General features: G+C 70.0%; 17 protein-coding genes. 15 read left to right on the top strand and 2 right to left on the bottom strand.

Annotated elements, in window-relative coordinates; translation table 11 throughout:
* Window positions 1-32: 32 nt before the first annotated feature.
* Complete coding sequence (locus HP550_RS00990; protein WP_175345735.1) at window positions 33-803, bottom strand: MerR family transcriptional regulator; 771 nt, start codon at window positions 801-803, stop codon at window positions 33-35.
* A 210-nt stretch (window positions 804-1,013) separates the two neighbouring features.
* Window positions 1,014-1,274, bottom strand: a complete 261-nt coding sequence (locus HP550_RS21890; protein WP_210767508.1) for a hypothetical protein — start codon at window positions 1,272-1,274, stop codon at window positions 1,014-1,016.
* 269 nt (window positions 1,275-1,543) lie between these two features.
* Between HP550_RS21890 and HP550_RS01000 the strand changes: the two genes are divergently transcribed.
* The 15 genes from HP550_RS01000 (at window position 1,544) to HP550_RS01070 (ending at window position 15,947) form a co-directional block, all read left to right on the top strand.
* Window positions 1,544-2,041, top strand: coding sequence for a nitroreductase/quinone reductase family protein (locus HP550_RS01000; RefSeq protein WP_175345736.1), 498 nt, complete (start codon window positions 1,544-1,546; stop codon window positions 2,039-2,041).
* Window positions 2,041-2,907, top strand: a complete 867-nt coding sequence (locus HP550_RS01005; protein ID WP_210767509.1) for an NmrA family NAD(P)-binding protein — start codon at window positions 2,041-2,043, stop codon at window positions 2,905-2,907. Before HP550_RS01000 ends, HP550_RS01005 begins: the two co-directional genes overlap by 1 nt.
* Complete coding sequence (locus HP550_RS01010; RefSeq protein WP_175345737.1) at window positions 2,904-3,530, top strand: TetR/AcrR family transcriptional regulator; 627 nt, start codon at window positions 2,904-2,906, stop codon at window positions 3,528-3,530. Before HP550_RS01005 ends, HP550_RS01010 begins: the two co-directional genes overlap by 4 nt.
* 238 nt (window positions 3,531-3,768) lie before the next feature.
* Window positions 3,769-4,248, top strand: coding sequence for a hypothetical protein (locus tag HP550_RS01015; RefSeq protein WP_175345738.1), 480 nt, complete (start codon window positions 3,769-3,771; stop codon window positions 4,246-4,248).
* 250 nt (window positions 4,249-4,498) lie between these two features.
* Entirely contained in the window at window positions 4,499-4,810 is a 312-nt protein-coding gene (locus HP550_RS01020) for a DUF6112 family protein (RefSeq protein WP_175345739.1), read from the top strand.
* 1 nt (window position 4,811) lies between these two features.
* Complete coding sequence (locus HP550_RS01025) at window positions 4,812-5,963, top strand: type IV secretion system protein (protein ID WP_175345740.1); 1,152 nt, start codon at window positions 4,812-4,814, stop codon at window positions 5,961-5,963.
* Window positions 5,960-7,387, top strand: coding sequence for an SCO6880 family protein (locus HP550_RS01030; protein ID WP_175345741.1), 1,428 nt, complete (start codon window positions 5,960-5,962; stop codon window positions 7,385-7,387). Before HP550_RS01025 ends, HP550_RS01030 begins: the two co-directional genes overlap by 4 nt.
* A 146-nt stretch (window positions 7,388-7,533) precedes the next feature.
* Window positions 7,534-8,706 (top strand): ATP-binding protein, encoded by a 1,173-nt coding sequence (locus HP550_RS01035; protein WP_343047901.1) that lies wholly within the window; start codon window positions 7,534-7,536, stop codon window positions 8,704-8,706.
* Window positions 8,706-9,803 carry a DnaB-like helicase N-terminal domain-containing protein gene (locus tag HP550_RS01040; protein WP_175345742.1) on the top strand — a complete coding sequence of 366 codons (1,098 nt, stop codon included), beginning with the start codon at window positions 8,706-8,708 and terminating at the stop codon, window positions 9,801-9,803. Before HP550_RS01035 ends, HP550_RS01040 begins: the two co-directional genes overlap by 1 nt.
* Window positions 9,800-11,614 carry a type IV secretory system conjugative DNA transfer family protein gene (locus tag HP550_RS01045; RefSeq protein ID WP_175345743.1) on the top strand — a complete coding sequence of 605 codons (1,815 nt, stop codon included), beginning with the start codon at window positions 9,800-9,802 and terminating at the stop codon, window positions 11,612-11,614. Before HP550_RS01040 ends, HP550_RS01045 begins: the two co-directional genes overlap by 4 nt.
* A complete protein-coding gene (locus HP550_RS01050) occupies window positions 11,611-12,909 on the top strand; it encodes a lytic transglycosylase domain-containing protein (RefSeq protein WP_175345744.1) in 1,299 nt (432 codons plus the stop codon). Before HP550_RS01045 ends, HP550_RS01050 begins: the two co-directional genes overlap by 4 nt.
* 432 nt (window positions 12,910-13,341) lie before the next feature.
* Complete coding sequence (locus tag HP550_RS01055; protein WP_175345745.1) at window positions 13,342-13,611, top strand: SHOCT domain-containing protein; 270 nt, start codon at window positions 13,342-13,344, stop codon at window positions 13,609-13,611.
* Window positions 13,612-13,640: 29 nt separating this feature from the next.
* Window positions 13,641-14,012 carry a hypothetical protein gene (locus tag HP550_RS01060; RefSeq protein ID WP_175345746.1) on the top strand — a complete coding sequence of 124 codons (372 nt, stop codon included), beginning with the start codon at window positions 13,641-13,643 and terminating at the stop codon, window positions 14,010-14,012.
* Window positions 14,013-14,154: 142 nt separating this feature from the next.
* Window positions 14,155-14,823, top strand: a complete 669-nt coding sequence (locus HP550_RS01065) for a response regulator (protein ID WP_425484405.1) — start codon at window positions 14,155-14,157, stop codon at window positions 14,821-14,823.
* 137 nt (window positions 14,824-14,960) lie between these two features.
* A complete protein-coding gene (locus HP550_RS01070) occupies window positions 14,961-15,947 on the top strand; it encodes an ATP-binding protein (protein ID WP_210767510.1) in 987 nt (328 codons plus the stop codon).
* The last annotated feature ends 144 nt before the right edge of the window (window positions 15,948-16,091 follow it).

The following is a 16,091-nucleotide window of genomic DNA, read 5'->3' on the forward strand; positions in this document are numbered from 1 at the left end:
GTTTGAGGTGCCGGTCGAAGGGCGAGCAGTTTTCAGCCGGCGGTGCCGAACATGGCCGCGACGATGTCGGCGGCGTCCTCGGGTGCTCGGACCTCGAGGCGGACCTGCCCGGTGGTCATCTGCACGGTGAAGGTGAAGAAGGTGCAGCAGTCCTGCTCGGCAGCAGCGAGTCGAACAGCTTCCGCAATGAGCTCGGGCGAGGCCACGAACTGCAGAGCCATGCCGCCGGTGATCGGCTCGCGCCTCACCGCCCGGGCGACCAGGGCCCGCCAGTCGGAGATCCGGCCCGGCACCGAGCCGGCGTCCAGCGAGCACGCGAGTACCGGAACATCCGGCGCGGCGACGAGCGGAGCGCGGGTCAGCGGGACGAACGTGCGCCGGTCCGCCAGCGGTGCCGGCGCCGCAGTCGCGCACGGGCACCCCTCCCCGCACGGGCCCGAGGTCGGGGCGTCAGCAAGCCGCGCCGAGACGCCCTGCAGCTGGGCGGCGAGCGCCACGAGTTCGCCGATGCGCGTCTGGGTCTCGGCTAGACGCACGGCGACCATCTCCACGACCTGGTGCGCGACGCTCGAGCAGTCCTCGACGTCGTAGGCCTTCACCAGCTCGGCGACGTCGGTCAGCGGGATGCCGAGGTTCTTGGTCGCGGTGATGAACCGCAGCCGAGCGAGATCGGCGTCTTCGTAGGACCGGTACCCGTTGCCCCCTCGGGCGGGCTGCTCGACCAGGCCTATGTCCTCGTAGTAGCGCAGCGTCGTAGCCGGCACCCCGACCAGCTCGGCGACCTCAGCGATGCGGTAGCTCATACCGGGACCGTAAACCTTCGACTCGAGTCGAAGGTCAAGCCCTCGAGCACGCCCCCAAGCGGATCCCTGCCTGCCCGCGTGCGACCCCGGGCGGTGTCGAACTGCTGGCTGGATTGGCTGCAGTTGAGCGTCCCGCTTTGACCGAGTGCCCTCGACAGGACCTACGGGTCGAAGGACGGATGAGTGGTGCTGCGCCGTCGCAGAGCCGCTTCATGGTCTTCGACCGTGGTGGCGCGGTCGCGCTAAGTGGCGCCATAGCTTGACGGCAGAGAGCAGCAACAGCACCGCGAGGGCGGGGATCAGGACCAGGTGGGAACGATCCCGAGAAGCAGGGGCCCTACCAGCGCGCAGCGCAGTGATGACCACAGCCAGGCTGATCGCCTTGTTCATTATGACGGCCTGCAGAGTCAAGAATCCGAACAGACCGATCAACAGCGGCAACCGGAACTCTGCGCCACCCAGCTCGATCATCCCGCCAGGCAGACCGACCCCAGCTCCCGCCCCGAACGCCGCCGAGACCGATCGGCGCCAGCGGCCCACCCCTACCGAGCTGGACGCGTAGCCGGCACGGCCCGTAGTGGGCGGGGTCAGCGCTTGTCACGGCGTAACGGTAGCCGGGACACCCAGGACGCGTGCCGGCCGGACGAAGGTGGCAAGTCTGCCATCCTGCGCGGCGATGTGAGTCGTATCCGTGCGGCTAGGGGACGTTTCGCTACGGGGCCGTAGCGTATGATCAGTCGATGACCACCTCGTCCTTTGCTGTGCAGCGCGTCATCCCGCCGGTCGCTCCCTTCGACCTGATGAACCGGACGATGCGTTGGCTCCTGTCCTCTCCGCGCCGCGCCCGCCGGGTTGGAGAGCACCTGCTGGTGCTGCACCTCACGGGCCGCAGGTCCGGCCGCGTCCTCGACGTCCCGGTGGCTTACCGGCCGCAGGACGACGGTCGGCTGCTGGTGCTGACCAGCTCGGTGTGGCGGCTGAACCTGCGTGACACCTCTGCGGTCGAGGTGACGTGGCGGGCGCAGCGCAGGTCCGCGACCGCCGAGCTGGTCGAGGACCCGCAGTCGGTCGCAGAGGTCTACGCGACGCTGATCGACAGCGTCGGACGGGGCAAGGCGGCGCGCCAGCTGGGGGTGCGGGTCAACGTCGACCGGGCGCCATCGCATGACGAGCTCATTCAGGCGGTCGTGCGCGATGGGTTGTCGCTGGTGTATCTGCGTGTGGGCGAGGTTCGCTGATGTCGGGGCCGGTGCTGGTGGTCGGGGCGAGCGGCAATATCGGGGGGTCAGTCGCTCGGGCCTTGATCCATGCCGGGATCCCCGTGCGGGCGGCCGGCACCGACCCCGCCGCTGTTGCACGAGCGCTGCCGGGCGCGCAGAGCGTCCACCTTGACCTGCTCGACCCGACCACGTTCGCGCCGGCTCTCCAGGGCGCCGATGGCTTGTTCCTGGTCCGCCCGCCGGCGATCGCGAAGGTCGGCCCGACGCTCAACGCGCTGCTCGACGCGGCCGCGCGGGCACAGGTCGGACACGTCGTGTTCTCCTCGGTCACGGGCGCGGACACCAACCGGGTGGTGCCGCACCACCGGGTCGAGACGCACCTGGCGGGCTCGAGCCTGTCCTGGACGATCCTGCGGCCCGGGTTCTTCGCGCAGAACCTCGCCGACGCGTACCGCACCGACATCGTGCGCGACGACCGAATCATCCTGCCGTCTGGGCAGGGCCGGGCCGCGTTCATCGACGTGCGCGACATCGGCGACGTCGCCGCGCTGGTCTTCGCGGACCCTGTCACCCACCGCGGTGCCGGGTACACGCTGACCGGCCCGCAGGCACTGGACTTCGAGCAGGTCGCGGCGCTGCTGAGCGACGAGCTGGGTCGACGCATCCGCTACGAGCCGACAACCGCCCTTCGCTATCTTCGGCACGTGCACTCCCAGGGAAGGCCATGGGTGCAGGCAGTGGTGCAGACCGTCCTGCACACCGGTCTGCGCCGCGGCCAGGCCGAGAGGGTCGACCCCACACTCGAGCGACTGCTCGGCCGCTCGGGTCGCACCCTGACCCAGTACGTCCACGACAACCGCGACCTGTGGGCGACCGCGTCATGACCACAGCCGCGGCGGCCGCTCCCCGGCTCGATCCCCGCGTCGCCCGCTCGCGGGCGGCCGTCCTGACAGCCACGGTCCAGCTCCTGATCGAGCGCGGCATCGCCGGCGCGACCGTGGAGGCCGTCGCCGCACGGTCCGGCGTCGCCAAGACCACGATCTATCGGCAGTGGCCCGACCAGCCGTCGCTCGTGCTCGACGCGTTCTCCAGCCTGCTCGCCGCCCAGGAACCACCAGATACCGGCACCTTGCGAGAGGACCTGCTGCAGATGCTGCGTGGCCTGGCTGCCGCACTGACGACCAGCCCCGCCGCCGCACTCATGCCGGCGCTCATCGATGCCGCCGAACGCCAGCCCGCCTACCGGGCCCTGCACCATCGCGAGGCCGAAGCACGCCACAGCTCCCTCCGCACCGTCCTGGGACGCGGTATCGAGCGCGGCGAGCTACCGCCCGGCACCGAGGTCGACCTGCTCGTCGACCTGCTCGCAGGCCCCCTCTTTCACCGGCGCTGGGTCTCCGACCGCGTCCTCGACGACCACTTCGCGACCGCGGTCGTCGACACGGTCCTCCTAGGCACGCATCGAAGTCCCCACTCCAATCCGCGAACCGGCGGCCCGCGCTGCTAGGTAAGAGCTGCCCTGTGACGGACTGGCCGCCCCGACTGCATGCACCCGCGAGGCGACCATGCCTCGCAGCGACCGTCGTTGACTCTGCTCGAGCTGAGCCTGCCCGAAGGTCAACGGTCGCAAGGTGCTCGAGCAGATCCAGTTGAAACTTGATGGCGACGCTCGGTGCGCGCCTGCCGCGGTGATTCCCTCAGCCCGGGCGATGGCCATAACCATCACATCTAGCCGACCCTGAGACATGGACGCCATCAGCCCTGACCACGCCGCCGGTCCCGACTGGGACGCCATCGATCTCTTGGCCGCGCGCCGGGTCGCCGCAGGTGCCGGAACGACGCACGCTGCTGGTCTGGTGATCACGGCTCAGGCCGCTGGGTGCGCCCTGGCCCTGGTCCGAGATGAGGCCACCGGATGGCTGGTTGTCGTCGTCACCAACACGTCATCCGGTGCCACGTTCGTACCCACCGTCATCGACCCGTCCGAAGAGACGCGCATGCTGGGCTCCGTCGCCCCCGCTCACGGAGTGGGGCCGCGACTTCACTACGCACTCGCAAAGGCCAAGAGCGTGGGTGGAATTCGGGTTCGAGTGACCGGCGGCCAGTGGACCACGTGCAACGTCGAGCGCTCAGAGTGGGCGGCCATCTGCCTCGCGCAAGACGATTTCTTCGCAATCCTCCACGTCGAGCTGCTCGATGATGACGCCTGGGACAGGTTGGTCTAGCAGACCTCGGTCAGGCGCCACCAGGCCACCAGGAAGGTCTCGGAGACGACCTCCTGAGCGGTGTCGGGGCTGACGTTCCGCATCGCATCCGCATGCACTGGGGGCGCGTGAGGGGACCACAAGCCCTGGAAGTGCTCAGCGGCGGAATCACGGATCTCCCGGTTCGCTCCGCGTCTTGCAGCGATCTCCGCCTACCTGCTCCTAGAAGGGTGTGTCGCCGGGACATGCTCGCTGGATCGCGGGGGCACACATGACCTTCCAATCGGTACTCGTTGGCAGACTCGCTTCGGCTGATCCTGGGATCTCTCCAAACGAGGATGGCCTTCCTGGTCTGGCGGTCGTGAAGAGCATCGTGGGCGCCCTCATGACGTGGGGCCTCGTCGCGTGCGTCGCTGGCTTGGTGGTCTCGGTGATCGTGTGGGCGGTCGCCCGGCAGCAGGGCAACTACGGCTACGCGTCCGGTGGCAAGACCGGCGTCCTGATCGCCGCCGGCGGTGCGCTACTGATCGGTGGAGCGAACGCGATCGTGGCGTTCTTCTCCGGTCTGGGTGCGGCGATCTGAGATGGCCGACGTCTGCATCGGCCCGGCCGCGTTCGTCTGCAACCTCAGCTCCGGCGCGGCCGGCGCCGCACAAGGCGCGGCCTCCGACTATGTGCTCGGCGGCCTGGGTGGGTCGTTCATCAGTGGCGCGGCACAGCTCGGCGAGATGGCGTTGGCCGCGTTGGACGCGACCACGTCGATCGACCTGGGAGCGTCGTGGTTCAGCGCAAATGTGGCCGTCGTGGCTGCGATCACGTTGCCCGTGCTGGTCGGCCTGTTTGTCATCCAGGTGCTGACCTCGGTCCTCCGGCACGAGCCTGGTGGCCTGGTCCGGGCGGTGGTCGGCGTCGGTAAGGCGGTTCTGGGAGCAACGATCGCGCTGGGTGTCACGCAGCTTGTGCTGACGGCCGTCGATGAGATCTGCCGGTACATCGCGGCCGCAGCGGGGATGACGGTGGCTGAGGCCGCGGCGCGATTCTTCGACTTTGCCGCGCTGGCGCAGATCGCCCCGGCATTGCAGTTGCTGCTCGGGCTGGCGCTGATGCTGGGGTTCATCTTGTTGTGGGGGGTGCTGCTCTTCCGCAAGGCGGCACTCATCTTGATCGTCGTGTTCGCGCCGATCGCGTTCGCCGGGTCGGCGTGGGATCAGACCCGGGTTTGGACGCGGCGGTGGCTGGAGCTGGTCGCGGCGCTGGTGTTCAGCAAGGTCGTGATCGTCGTGGCGTTCGTCATCGGCGCCTCTGCGTTCACCGGCACAGGCCCGACCGTCCCCGGACACGCGGAGCCTGCGGCGGGTGCCGGTGGGCTGGCAGGGCTGTCCGATGCGTTGGTCGGGCTGTTGCTGCTGGCGATTGCGATCTGGGCGCCGTGGCTGACCTGGCGGTTCGTGCACTGGTCCGGCATGGAAGCCGCCGCCACGATGCACAGCGCGGTCGCGGCGAATCCGATCAGCAAGGTCGCCCGCGGCACCGCGACGACCGGGCGGTACGCGGCTCAGCAGGCCGTGATGTCCAGTGTGCTAGGCCCTGGCGCCGCCGCCGCAGGGGCAGCACGCGGTGCGGCCGGGAGCGGGGCTGCTAGTGGAGCGGCGGCGGCGAATGTCGCCCACCTGCCGACTCCCCGCCCAGCCACCCGGGCGGTTCCGCCGGCCGGATCGGCCAAGGAGCAGCGATGAGCACCGCGCCCCTGCCCGAGGCCGTCGTTTCGCCGGCACGGTTCGGTCGCCTGGAGCACCGCGGCGTCCTGTTGGGTTTGAGTGTCACGCAGCTGGTCGTGGTGGGTGTTGCGACGTTCGTCGCCGTGACCGGCGTGTACTCGGCAGGCGCTTCGGGACTGTTGGTCGCGGCACCGCTGTGGGTGACCCTGCTGGTGGCGGGAACGGTGAGCGTCGCCGGTCGCCCGGTCGTGGCCTGGTTGCCATTGCTGGCCCAATGGCGGGTTCGACGCGCGACGGGATCGCAGACGTCGGTCACCTCGGCGCGAGCTCGCTCGATTGGCGACGGGCTCGTGCTGCCGGGCATCGCCGGGCGACTCGCGATCGTCGGCTGCGATGCGCTGGGCGGTGCGCTGATCGCCGATCGCCGCGCGGGCACCGTGACTGCTGTCCTGCGTGTGCACGGATCCGGGTTCGTGCTCGATGAGGTCGGCGCGCAGGAGCACAAGGTAGCCGCGTGGGGTCGCGTGTTGGGCGGCCTGTGCCAGCAGCCGTCGATCGTGCGCGTGCAGCTGCTGATGCGCATCGTCCCCGGTGGCCTGTCCCCCGCCCGGGCGTGGTGGCGCGAGCACTGCACAAGAACTACGGGTGTGTCCGCAGCCCTCGCGTCGATGCTTGACGACGGGTTCGTCGTGCCGCACGTGCGCGAGACTCTCTTGGCGGTCGCCGTGCGCAGCCCGCAAGGGCACCGCGCCCTCAGCGCCGACGGGACCGCGACCGTGGCCAAGCAGCTGCAGGCCGTCGCGACGTCGCTCAGCGGAGCGGCGCTCAGTGTCCAGGGTTGGCTCGACCGTGCGGCGCTCGCCCGCACGATGCGCTCGGCGTACGACCCCGACGCTGCCGCACCCGCCGACGAGACGGCCGCGGCGCTGGTGGGGCCGATGGGTATCGACGAGCACTGGGACCACGTGCGACTCGACACGTCCGTGCACGCGACGTACTGGGTGTCGGAGTGGCCGCGCAGCGACGTCCACCCGGCATTTCTCCAGCCAATGCTGCTCGGCGAGACCACGGCGCGGACGGCCACGGTGATCGCCGAACCGTTGAGCATCACCAAGGCGCTCCGCGAGATCCGCCGGGCCAAGGTCGAGCACATCGCCGATGCAGCGCAACGGGCCAGGATCGGCCAGGTCGAGGCTGAGGCCACTCGAGCTGAGGTCGCCGATCTGGATCGCCGCGAGGCCGAGCTGGTCGCGGGACACGGCGACCTGCGATTCACCGGTCTGTTCACCGTCAGCGCGCCCGACCTGCCTACCCTCGAGCAGCGGTGTGTGGCGCTGGAGACCGCTGCCGCGCAGAGCATGTGCGAGGTCCGTCGCCTCGTCGGCCAGCAAGGCCTCGCCCACCTGGCTGCTGCGGTGCCGTTGGCCCGGGGTGTTCTGTGAACGCCACATCGCGGACCACGGTCTTCCGGCGCACTGCCGGGCGGTACGCGGGAGGTCCGCGGCTTCACCTGCCGGCGCATCGGGCGTCCTCAGCGACGCTCGCTGGGGCGTATCCGTTCCTGGCGGGGGCTCCGTGCGACGTCGGAGTGCCGATCGGGACGGACGCTCTCACGGGTGCGCCGTTCTGCTTCGACCCGTGGGCGCTGTACGCCGGCGGGGACCTCACCAATCCAAACGTGCTGCTCGCAGGTGTCATCGGGCAGGGCAAGTCCGCCCTGGCCAAATCCATCGCGCTGCGATCGATCGCCGCCGGGCGACGCGTCTACGTCCCTGGCGACCCGAAGGGCGAGTGGGCGGCCGTCGCCCACGCCGCCGGCGGCACCGTGCTTCGCCTGGGGGCCGGAGAAGCGACCCGGCTCAACCCGCTCGAGGTGACCGGCGACGGACCCCACGCACACGCCGCCCGAACTCGGCTCTTGGCGGCAGTGACGGCGCTGTCCATCCATCGCGACCTCGTTGCCGCTGAGCAGGGCGCCCTGGACGCCGCCCTCGCACAGTCCGAGCTCGCGCAGCACTCCCCCACGATCAGCGACGTCTTGGATCGGCTCGCCACACCGGATCCGACGGCTGCTCGACGCGACGGGGTCCGGGTCGCCGATCGGCTAAGGGACGGGCGCGATGTCGCCCACGGGCTGCGCCGCCTGGTCCGCGGCGACCTAGCCGGCCACTTCGACGGCACCTCGACTCACACCCTCGACGCCGCCGCGCCGATGGTGGTCCTCGACCTGTCCGGTCTGGGGTCAGACGAGGACGCCTTGGCGGTTGCCATGACGTGCGCGTCAGCCTGGCTCGAAGGGGCGCTCGCCGCCTCGAGTGCGAAGCGGTGGGTGATCTACGACGAGGCATGGCGGGTGCTGCGGCAGGTCGCCCTGGTGCGGCGCATGCAGTCCCAGTGGAAGCTGTCCCGCGCCTACGGGGTCGCCAACCTCATGGTCCTGCACCGGTTGTCCGACCTGGACGCCATCGGCCAGCAAGGCTCCGAAGCGCGCGCCCTGGCCGCGGGGCTGCTGGCCGACTGCTCGACCCGGATCATCTACAGGCAAGAGGCCGACCAGCTCACCGGCACCACCAGTGCCCTCGGCCTGACTCGCCCGGAACGAGACCTTCTGCCGCTGCTGCCCCGCGGAACCGGGCTGTGGAAGATGCCCCACCGCACCCACGTCGTGCACCACCTGCTGCACCCCGTCGAGGTGCCGGTCGTCGACACGGACGCCGCGATGCGGGACGACGAATCGTCCACGGATTGGGAGGCGTTGTGATGCGCCGCGACGACGTCGTCCAACTGGCCGAACAAGCCACCCTCGGCGCCCTCCTCCTGGAACCAGCACGCCTGGGCGAGGTCCAGAAGTGGTTGCGCGCAGGCGACTTCGCCGATCTGTGGCATGCGCAGCTCTTCACCACGCTGCTCGAGCACCACGCGGCCCACGACCCCATCGCCCCGCAGACTGTCGCTCGCGCTCTGGTGGACCGGGTCGGGTCACGGCAGGCGAACATGCCCCGTTTCGCCGACCTGCTCCACGTCACACCGCCGCATCCGGACGCCATCGGTTACGCCCGGCTCGTCCTGGACAGCGGCCTGCGCCACGAGATCGCCGGCCAAGGCGTGCTCCTGCGCGCTGCAGCCCTGCAATCCGCGCTCGACGGCGTCCCGCAGCCGATCCTCTCGACCTGCAATCTGGTCGACGCCGGCCTCGACGTCGCCGCCGCCCGCTGGGCCGCCGGCCACGGACTGCCCCACGACACTGTCGTCGTCCCCCTCGCGCTGCGACCCGCCCTACGGAACACCGAAGCTCGGATGGGCGCGGACAAGTACCTGACCGCCCACCCCGCGCGTGACCTGCTCACCGAACGACGCCACACCGTCGAGCTCATCGGGGCGCTCATCGCGAGCCCCGACCACGTCGCCGTGGTTGCCACCTGGTTGACGCCAGCGAGGATCCACGACCCCGCCTGGCGCGCCATCTATGCCACTCTCGTCGAGCTCGCCGACCTGGGGCAGCACGTCGATCTGGTCACCGTCGCGTGGGAGGCGCGCAAGCACGCCCAGCACGGGCCCGCCCTACCCGGCCTGAACGAGCTGCGCGCAGCGGTCGACGACGGCTGGCACACCCAGGTGCACTCCGCGGAGCGCTCCGTGGCCGGGGATCAGATCCGACACCTGGCCGACACCGGCGCCGACCAGCTTCTCGCCGGCGCCGCCAACCCCGGCGTCCTGGTCACCGACCTTGTCGACACCGGCCACCTCATCGCCGACGCCTTGCGCCGCACCGCGACCGGACTGTCCCGACCGGTCGACACGGCCGCACCTCAACGACAGCTCACGGCCGTCCACACGCACCAGCAGGTCGCCCGATGAGCCAGTACCGGCCACCGATCCGCCGCCGACCCACCGAGCCCGGAGGCCCCGACCTGACGGACTGGGCGCTAGCCGTCGGCGGCGCCATCCTCGCGGCCGGCATCGTCCTACGCGCCGGCGCGGCCCTCGCAGCATGGCTCACCGGCCACTCCAGGCTCGACGGCGGACTTCTGCCCGCCCTGAGCGCCGCAACCCACCCCGATGACCCCGCCGCCGCCTGGCCGAACCCGGATCAACTCCCGGGACCTGGCACCTACTGGGCCTGCACGGCTCTGGTCATCGCGGTCGTAGTGGGGATCGGTGTCGGCGCCGTCGCGCTGCGCCGCCGCCTCGCCCGTGGGCGCCGCTCGGATGTCGACACCCTGCGAAATCTGCCCGGCATGGCCGCCCCGGCCGACGTCCACTCGATTGCCGGTGGACGAGCCGTGCGCAAGCACGCGCCGGTCGTTCGCCCATCCCTGGACCACAAGGCCGCTCCGGCACAGGTCGGCTACCGGCTCGGCCGACTGCGCGGCAAAGACCTGTGGTGCACCGTCGAGGACTCCTCCCTGCTGATCGGCCCACCCCGCATGGGCAAAGGCCTGCACGTCGTCATCCCCTGGATCCTGGACGCGCCCGGCCCGGTCGTCGCCACCTCCACCCGTCCCGACACCCTGGCCGTGACTATGCGCGCCCGACGCGCCCTCGGACCAGTGGCGATCTTCGACCCGCAACGCCTCGCTGGCCTCCCCGGCGGACTGGCCTGGTCCCCCGTGCGCGGCTGCGAGACACCCCGCACCGCCCTGGTCCGCGCCCGCGGCCTGGCCGCCGGCGCCGGCTTCGGCCGGACGGTTTCGGACTCCGACTTCTGGGCCGGACAGACCGAGACCGCCCTGCGCTGCCTCCTGCACGCCGCCGCCCTGGACAACCGCCGCGCCGTCGACCTGTACCGGTGGTCGCTGAACCCCGTGCTGGCCGAAGACGCTGTGACCATCCTGAACCGGCACCGCGAGTCCGCCGACGGATGGGCCGACGCCCTCGAAGCCTCCATCCACTCCGACGCCCGCACCCGCGACTCCATCTGGCTCGGCGTCCGCCAATCCCTCGCAGCCCTGGCCGACCCCGACGTCCTGGCCGCCGTCGACCCGGCACCCGGCCACGTGTTCGACCCCACCACGTTCCTGCGCGACTCCGGCACCCTCTACCTACTTGCCTCCGCCGTCGCCTCCGGCTCCTGCGCACCCCTGGTCGCAGCCTTCGTCGAAGACATCACCGAGACCGCACGTGCCATGGCCGCCCGCTCCCCCGGCGCCCGCCTCGACCCACCACTACTCCTAGCCCTCGACGAGATCGCCAACCTCACCCCACTGCCCTCACTGCCCTCACTGATGGCCGAGGGCGGCGGCTCCGGCATCACCACCCTGGCCGTCCTGCAGTCCCTGGCCCAGGCCCGCGCCCGGTGGGGTGAGCACGCCGCCGACGCCATCTGGGACGCCGCCACGGTCAAGATCGTCCTGGGCGGCCTGGCCAAGTACCGGGACCTGGACGACGTGGCCCGACTCATCGGCGAGATCGACGAACTCACGGAGACCCGATCCCGCGGCCGCGCGGGAGAACGATCGTCCTCGACGTCTGTGCGCACCGTTCCCGTGATGCCTGCCTCGGTCCTGCGGACCTTGCCGTTCGGCACCGGGATCCTCCTGCTTCGGCAGACCAAGCCGACCGTCATCGACCTCACCGCCTGGACCGGACGACGAGATGTCGACCGGCTGCGCGCCGACCGAGCGGCCGTCGAGACCGCCACCGCCACCGGTACGGCGATCCCCACATGATCAAGATTGCTCTCGGAGCTCTTAGCTTCCTCGCGATCCCCGCCATCGCAGTCCTCGCCACCATCGCCGTGGGGGGAACCGCCAGCGCGTGCATCGCGACCTCGGCCGGCGGGTCGCTCGCCGAGGATGCACCGGTACCCGCAGCGGCGCGGGCATGGGTCGCCGAGACTAGGGCTGCATGCCCGGAACTGCCTGAGACCTGGATCGCCGCCGTCATGGCGCAAGAGTCGGGTTTCCGTCCCGACGCGCACGCTGACGACTCCAACGGCGGCACCCGGGGACTCCTCCAGATGAACGCCTCCGTTTGGCAGGCCAGCTACGGCCAACCCTGGACCGCTGATCTCAACGCCAACGGGACACCCGACATCGAGGACCCCGACATCCACGCCCGCGTCGGCGGCGCGTACCTGTGCACCCGACTCGTCGGCGTCCGCACTATCCGGCAACAGCACCCGGACTGGGCCTCCTCGACCATCCCTGTTCTCGACGCCCTCGTCATCGCCCACAACGCCGGCGAATCACGCCTCGGCAGTTACCCGGCCATCCCTGCTACCACTACCGCCTTCATCCGCAATGTGAACGAGCGCATCACTTGGTGGGCCGCCGACTCCGCGCCGCCCAACTCTGCCGCCGACGATGCTTCCGCCGCTGCAGCGCTGGCAAGCGACGCGTTGCAGCGCAACTCCAGCCAGAACAACTCTTCGCGCGACCCGGTTGCCGCCGCGCAGATCACCGCCTCCTCGAGCCCGCCGACCGCGTGCGTTCCTGTTGACGTCTCCGCAAACGCGCAACAACTCGCCGCGGCTCTCGTCGAGCGCCTGGAGACCGGTGCACTGGTTGCCGGGACCGGCGCCACCCTCCAGCTTCGTGGCATGGCGGGCGGCACACCAGAGCCAGGATGCGCCGTGAACCTGCGCATATTGCAGGTCATCACGGTCGCCGCGAACACCTTCGACCAGGTCGGCATCTCCTCGCTCAACCGGTTCTGCACGCGGACCATTGCCGGCACCGGCACAGCGTCGCGGCACTGGATCCACGGCGGAGGTCATGCCGTCGACTTCTTCACTCTCAACGGCCGCCCGACCAACGGCGCCGACCCGAACGCACTACGCCTGATCGCCGTCCTCGACCCCCTCATGCCTGAGGCGTCGGAGGTCGGGCAGAAGAACTGCCGGGCGGTCGCTGGGTCCACCGCCAACACCGTCCACATGCTCCAGATCGACGACGGCTGCAACCACCTACACATCGATGTCGACCCCACCAACCCGCAATTACTCGACTCGGAGAAGCCGTGACGTCGGGCAAGAGTCAAGACAACCGGCGCGGAGGCAACGAGCTGGGCGAGTACGCGTCTCCTCGCGGGCTGATTGGCTCCGACGCGCACGATGTAGGCCATGGTGGGTGGTGCTCGCACCGGGGCGCGAGAGGGGCGGAGCCATCGCACAGCGCCCGACCATCCTGATGGACTGCGACCTCGAGTGCAGAAGCAACCCGGGAGAAGCGCAGGACCTCTAGTTCGTTACCGGCCCCGACGTGGGCACGCCGACGACGACGGCCCGACGCGGTCCACGTGAACGCGCGACGCGCAGATTCCAGCTGATGCGAACGTCGTGCGTCAGCTGAGCGGCTTGACCAAATCTTGAGCCTGCTCGCCCGGTCGGGTTGAGGAGCTGCACGCAGAGTTGGTCTTGTCAGCAGGACGCTAGATCGAAGAAGAGGAGTACGCCGTGATGGGATACGGATGGGGAATGGGGGCCGGTGGCTGGATCGCCATGGCTATCTTCTGGGTTGCGCTCATCGCCCTGGTCGCGTGGCTGATTGCGCGAGCACTGCCCAGTGGACGCGAAGCCGATCGTGGCCAGCCAACGGGCATCGAGACTCCTGAGCAGGTCCTCGACCGGCGGTACGCGGCTGGGGAGATCGACAGCGACACCTATCAGGTGATGCGCGTCAACCTCGCCTCGAGCCGCACGAGTGGTCAGGCGGAGGCACGATGAGGCGGGCTGTGCGTTCATGGTGGATCCCGATGCTGGCCACCGTTGCGCTGGTGGGGTCTGGCCTGTCGATGCTCCTCGGCCAGAGTGGCGGGGCCCGGGAACTGGTGGTGCGTGATGGCGCGTCGAACAGCTCCTACGGCTCGATGATGGACGGCCAGCGCCACCGCTCGATAGACGGCCAACGCCACGGCTCGGTGATGGGCGGCCAGGACTCGATGATGGACGGCCAGCGCGGCGGCTCGATGATGGACGGCCAGAGCGAGGACTCGGTGATGGACGGCCAGGACTCGATGATGGACTGCCAGGACTCGATGATGGACGGCCAGAGCGACAGCTCGATGATGGACCGCCAGGACTCGATGATGGACGGCCAGCGCCACGGCTCGATGATGGACGGATGATGCTGGTCGAGGACTCCCGGCTCAGCGGTGAGAGCCCCGTACGAGCGACGGTGACGGGGAAGTGATGTCGCGCCCGCCAGCTGAGACCTCGGAGCCCGTCGGCGTCTCCCCGTCACGGGGTCGGCGCGGGCGGGTGCTCGTCGTGGAGGACGATCCTGCTATCGCGCACCTGGTCGAGGAGTACCTCAGGCATGAGGGCTTCGGCGTCGACGTGGCCATGGACGGCGAACGAGGGGTCGAGCTGGCCCGGGACGCCCGACCCGACGTGATCATCTTGGATTTGATGCTGCCCGGGATCGACGGGATCGAGGTGTGTCGACGGGTGCGGGCGTTCTCCGACGCCTACATCCTCATCCTGACGGCCCGAGGCGACGAGGTCGATCGTGTAATCGGCCTGTCGGTGGGCGCCGATGACTACGTCGTCAAGCCCTTCTCCCCGCGCGAGCTGAGTGCCCGGGTGCAGGCGCTGCTGCGCCGGCCACGTCAGGGACGCGAGGACGAGCAGCCGCTCCGGCGGTTCGGTGCGCTGTTGATCGACTCGGGTGCGCGTGAGGTCACTCTCGACGGCGTCCCGGTGGATCTGACGCGGACCGAGTTCGACATCATCGACACCTTGTCGGCGCGGCCACGGACGGTCTTCGAACGTCTGCAGCTCCTCCGGTCGGTCTGGGGCAGCGACTGGTACGGGGACGACCACGTGATCGACGTTCATGTCGCGAACCTTCGGCGCAAGCTCGCGGACGACCCGGGCGCTTCGCGGTACATCCGCACCGTGCGCGGAGTCGGCTACCGGATGGGTGACGGGGCATGAGCCGGGTCTCGCGGGGCGGTGGTCTGGGTGCTCGTCTGCTGCTCTCCCAGCTCCTTGTCGTTCTCGTCGGCGGGGCCACGCTCCTGACCGTCGCGCTCGGCCTTGCTCCTGCACTTTTCCGCTCCCACCTGGAGGAGGTGGCCGACACCCTCCCTCCGGAACTCGCGAGCCATGTCGACATGGCGTTCGCGCGAGCGACCCTGGTCTCTTTGACGGTGGCTGTCACCGCCGCGACCCTCACCGCCCTCGTGGTGGCCGTCCTGGTCACCCGTCGAGCCGTTCGACCGATTCGCGAGATGTCGGTGGCCGCCACCGCGGTCGCTCACGGCGACTACTCCGTGCGGGTCCAGGAGAAGGGGTTCGGTTCGGAGCTGGTCACGCTGAGTCAGGCGTTCAACGGCATGGCCCAGCACATCGCGAGCACCGAGCGGACCCGCGGGGAGATGTTGCGCGACCTCGCGCACGAGTTGCGCACACCGCTGACCAGTGTGCGGGGATACCACGAGGCGATCGCCGACGGCGTGCTGCCGGCTGACCGTGCGACGTTCGACCGCGTCGATGCCGAGCTGTCGCGGATCGAGCGGCTCGTGGATGACCTGGCCGCCGTCTCGCGCGCGGAGGAGCGAGGCAGCGACCTGCGTCTGCGCCCCGTTCAGGTGGCCGAGCTCCTGGCGGGCGCCGCGCGCTCCGCTTCCCTGGCGTTCCACGGCACCGGCGTTACCGTCCAGGTGGAAGGGGGCGAGGGCGGTTCATGGGTCCTGGTCGACTCGGACCGTCTGCACGAAGCACTGATGAACCTGATCTCCAACGCGGTCCGGTACACGCCCCCCGGGGGGACGGTTTCACTGCGGAGCCGCGCCGTGTCCTCGACCGTGAAGCTCGAGGTCCAGGACACCGGTGAGGGGATCGCGGCTGAGCACCTACAGCGAGTCTTCGAGCGGTTCTACCGCGTGGACCATGCGCGCTCGCGCAGTACCGGTGGCAGCGGCATCGGACTGACGATCACGCGGGCACTGATCCACGCCCACGGCGGGCGCATCCACGCGCAGAGCACCGGCGTGGGCCACGGCACCACCTTCGTCATCACGCTGCCTCGCTGCGCGCCGGCGTCGGGCAACGTCTGACCTGCGCCGATGTTTCCGTCAGCAGCACCGGGCCCGCGGTCCGGTGCCACATCGTCGGCATGCGCGCACCGCGCAGATGAACGGTTGCGGCCGGCGCCGCCATCCGGCCCCTGGGTCGGCGAGCTCTTCTTCACGCGCGTGGTC

It is taken from the genome of Cellulomonas humilata (genome assembly GCF_013359775.1).
In the GTDB taxonomy this organism is placed as follows: domain Bacteria; phylum Actinomycetota; class Actinomycetes; order Actinomycetales; family Cellulomonadaceae; genus Cellulomonas; species Cellulomonas humilata.

What these genes read in the sequence shown, in the direction of transcription:
- HP550_RS00990 (WP_175345735.1), bottom strand. Translation starts at nt 803, where the DNA reads ATGAGCTACCGCATCGCTGAGGTCGCCGAGCTGGTCGGGGTGCCGGCT.
- HP550_RS21890 (WP_210767508.1), bottom strand. Translation starts at nt 1,274, where the DNA reads ATGATCGAGCTGGGTGGCGCAGAGTTCCGGTTGCCGCTGTTGATCGGT.
- HP550_RS01000 (WP_175345736.1), top strand. Translation starts at nt 1,544, where the DNA reads ATGACCACCTCGTCCTTTGCTGTGCAGCGCGTCATCCCGCCGGTCGCT.
- HP550_RS01005 (WP_210767509.1), top strand. Translation starts at nt 2,041, where the DNA reads ATGTCGGGGCCGGTGCTGGTGGTCGGGGCGAGCGGCAATATCGGGGGG.
- HP550_RS01010 (WP_175345737.1), top strand. Translation starts at nt 2,904, where the DNA reads ATGACCACAGCCGCGGCGGCCGCTCCCCGGCTCGATCCCCGCGTCGCC.
- HP550_RS01015 (WP_175345738.1), top strand. Translation starts at nt 3,769, where the DNA reads ATGGACGCCATCAGCCCTGACCACGCCGCCGGTCCCGACTGGGACGCC.
- HP550_RS01020 (WP_175345739.1), top strand. Translation starts at nt 4,499, where the DNA reads ATGACCTTCCAATCGGTACTCGTTGGCAGACTCGCTTCGGCTGATCCT.
- HP550_RS01025 (WP_175345740.1), top strand. Translation starts at nt 4,812, where the DNA reads ATGGCCGACGTCTGCATCGGCCCGGCCGCGTTCGTCTGCAACCTCAGC.
- HP550_RS01030 (WP_175345741.1), top strand. Translation starts at nt 5,960, where the DNA reads ATGAGCACCGCGCCCCTGCCCGAGGCCGTCGTTTCGCCGGCACGGTTC.
- HP550_RS01040 (WP_175345742.1), top strand. Translation starts at nt 8,706, where the DNA reads ATGCGCCGCGACGACGTCGTCCAACTGGCCGAACAAGCCACCCTCGGC.
- HP550_RS01045 (WP_175345743.1), top strand. Translation starts at nt 9,800, where the DNA reads ATGAGCCAGTACCGGCCACCGATCCGCCGCCGACCCACCGAGCCCGGA.
- HP550_RS01050 (WP_175345744.1), top strand. Translation starts at nt 11,611, where the DNA reads ATGATCAAGATTGCTCTCGGAGCTCTTAGCTTCCTCGCGATCCCCGCC.
- HP550_RS01060 (WP_175345746.1), top strand. Translation starts at nt 13,641, where the DNA reads ATGCTGGCCACCGTTGCGCTGGTGGGGTCTGGCCTGTCGATGCTCCTC.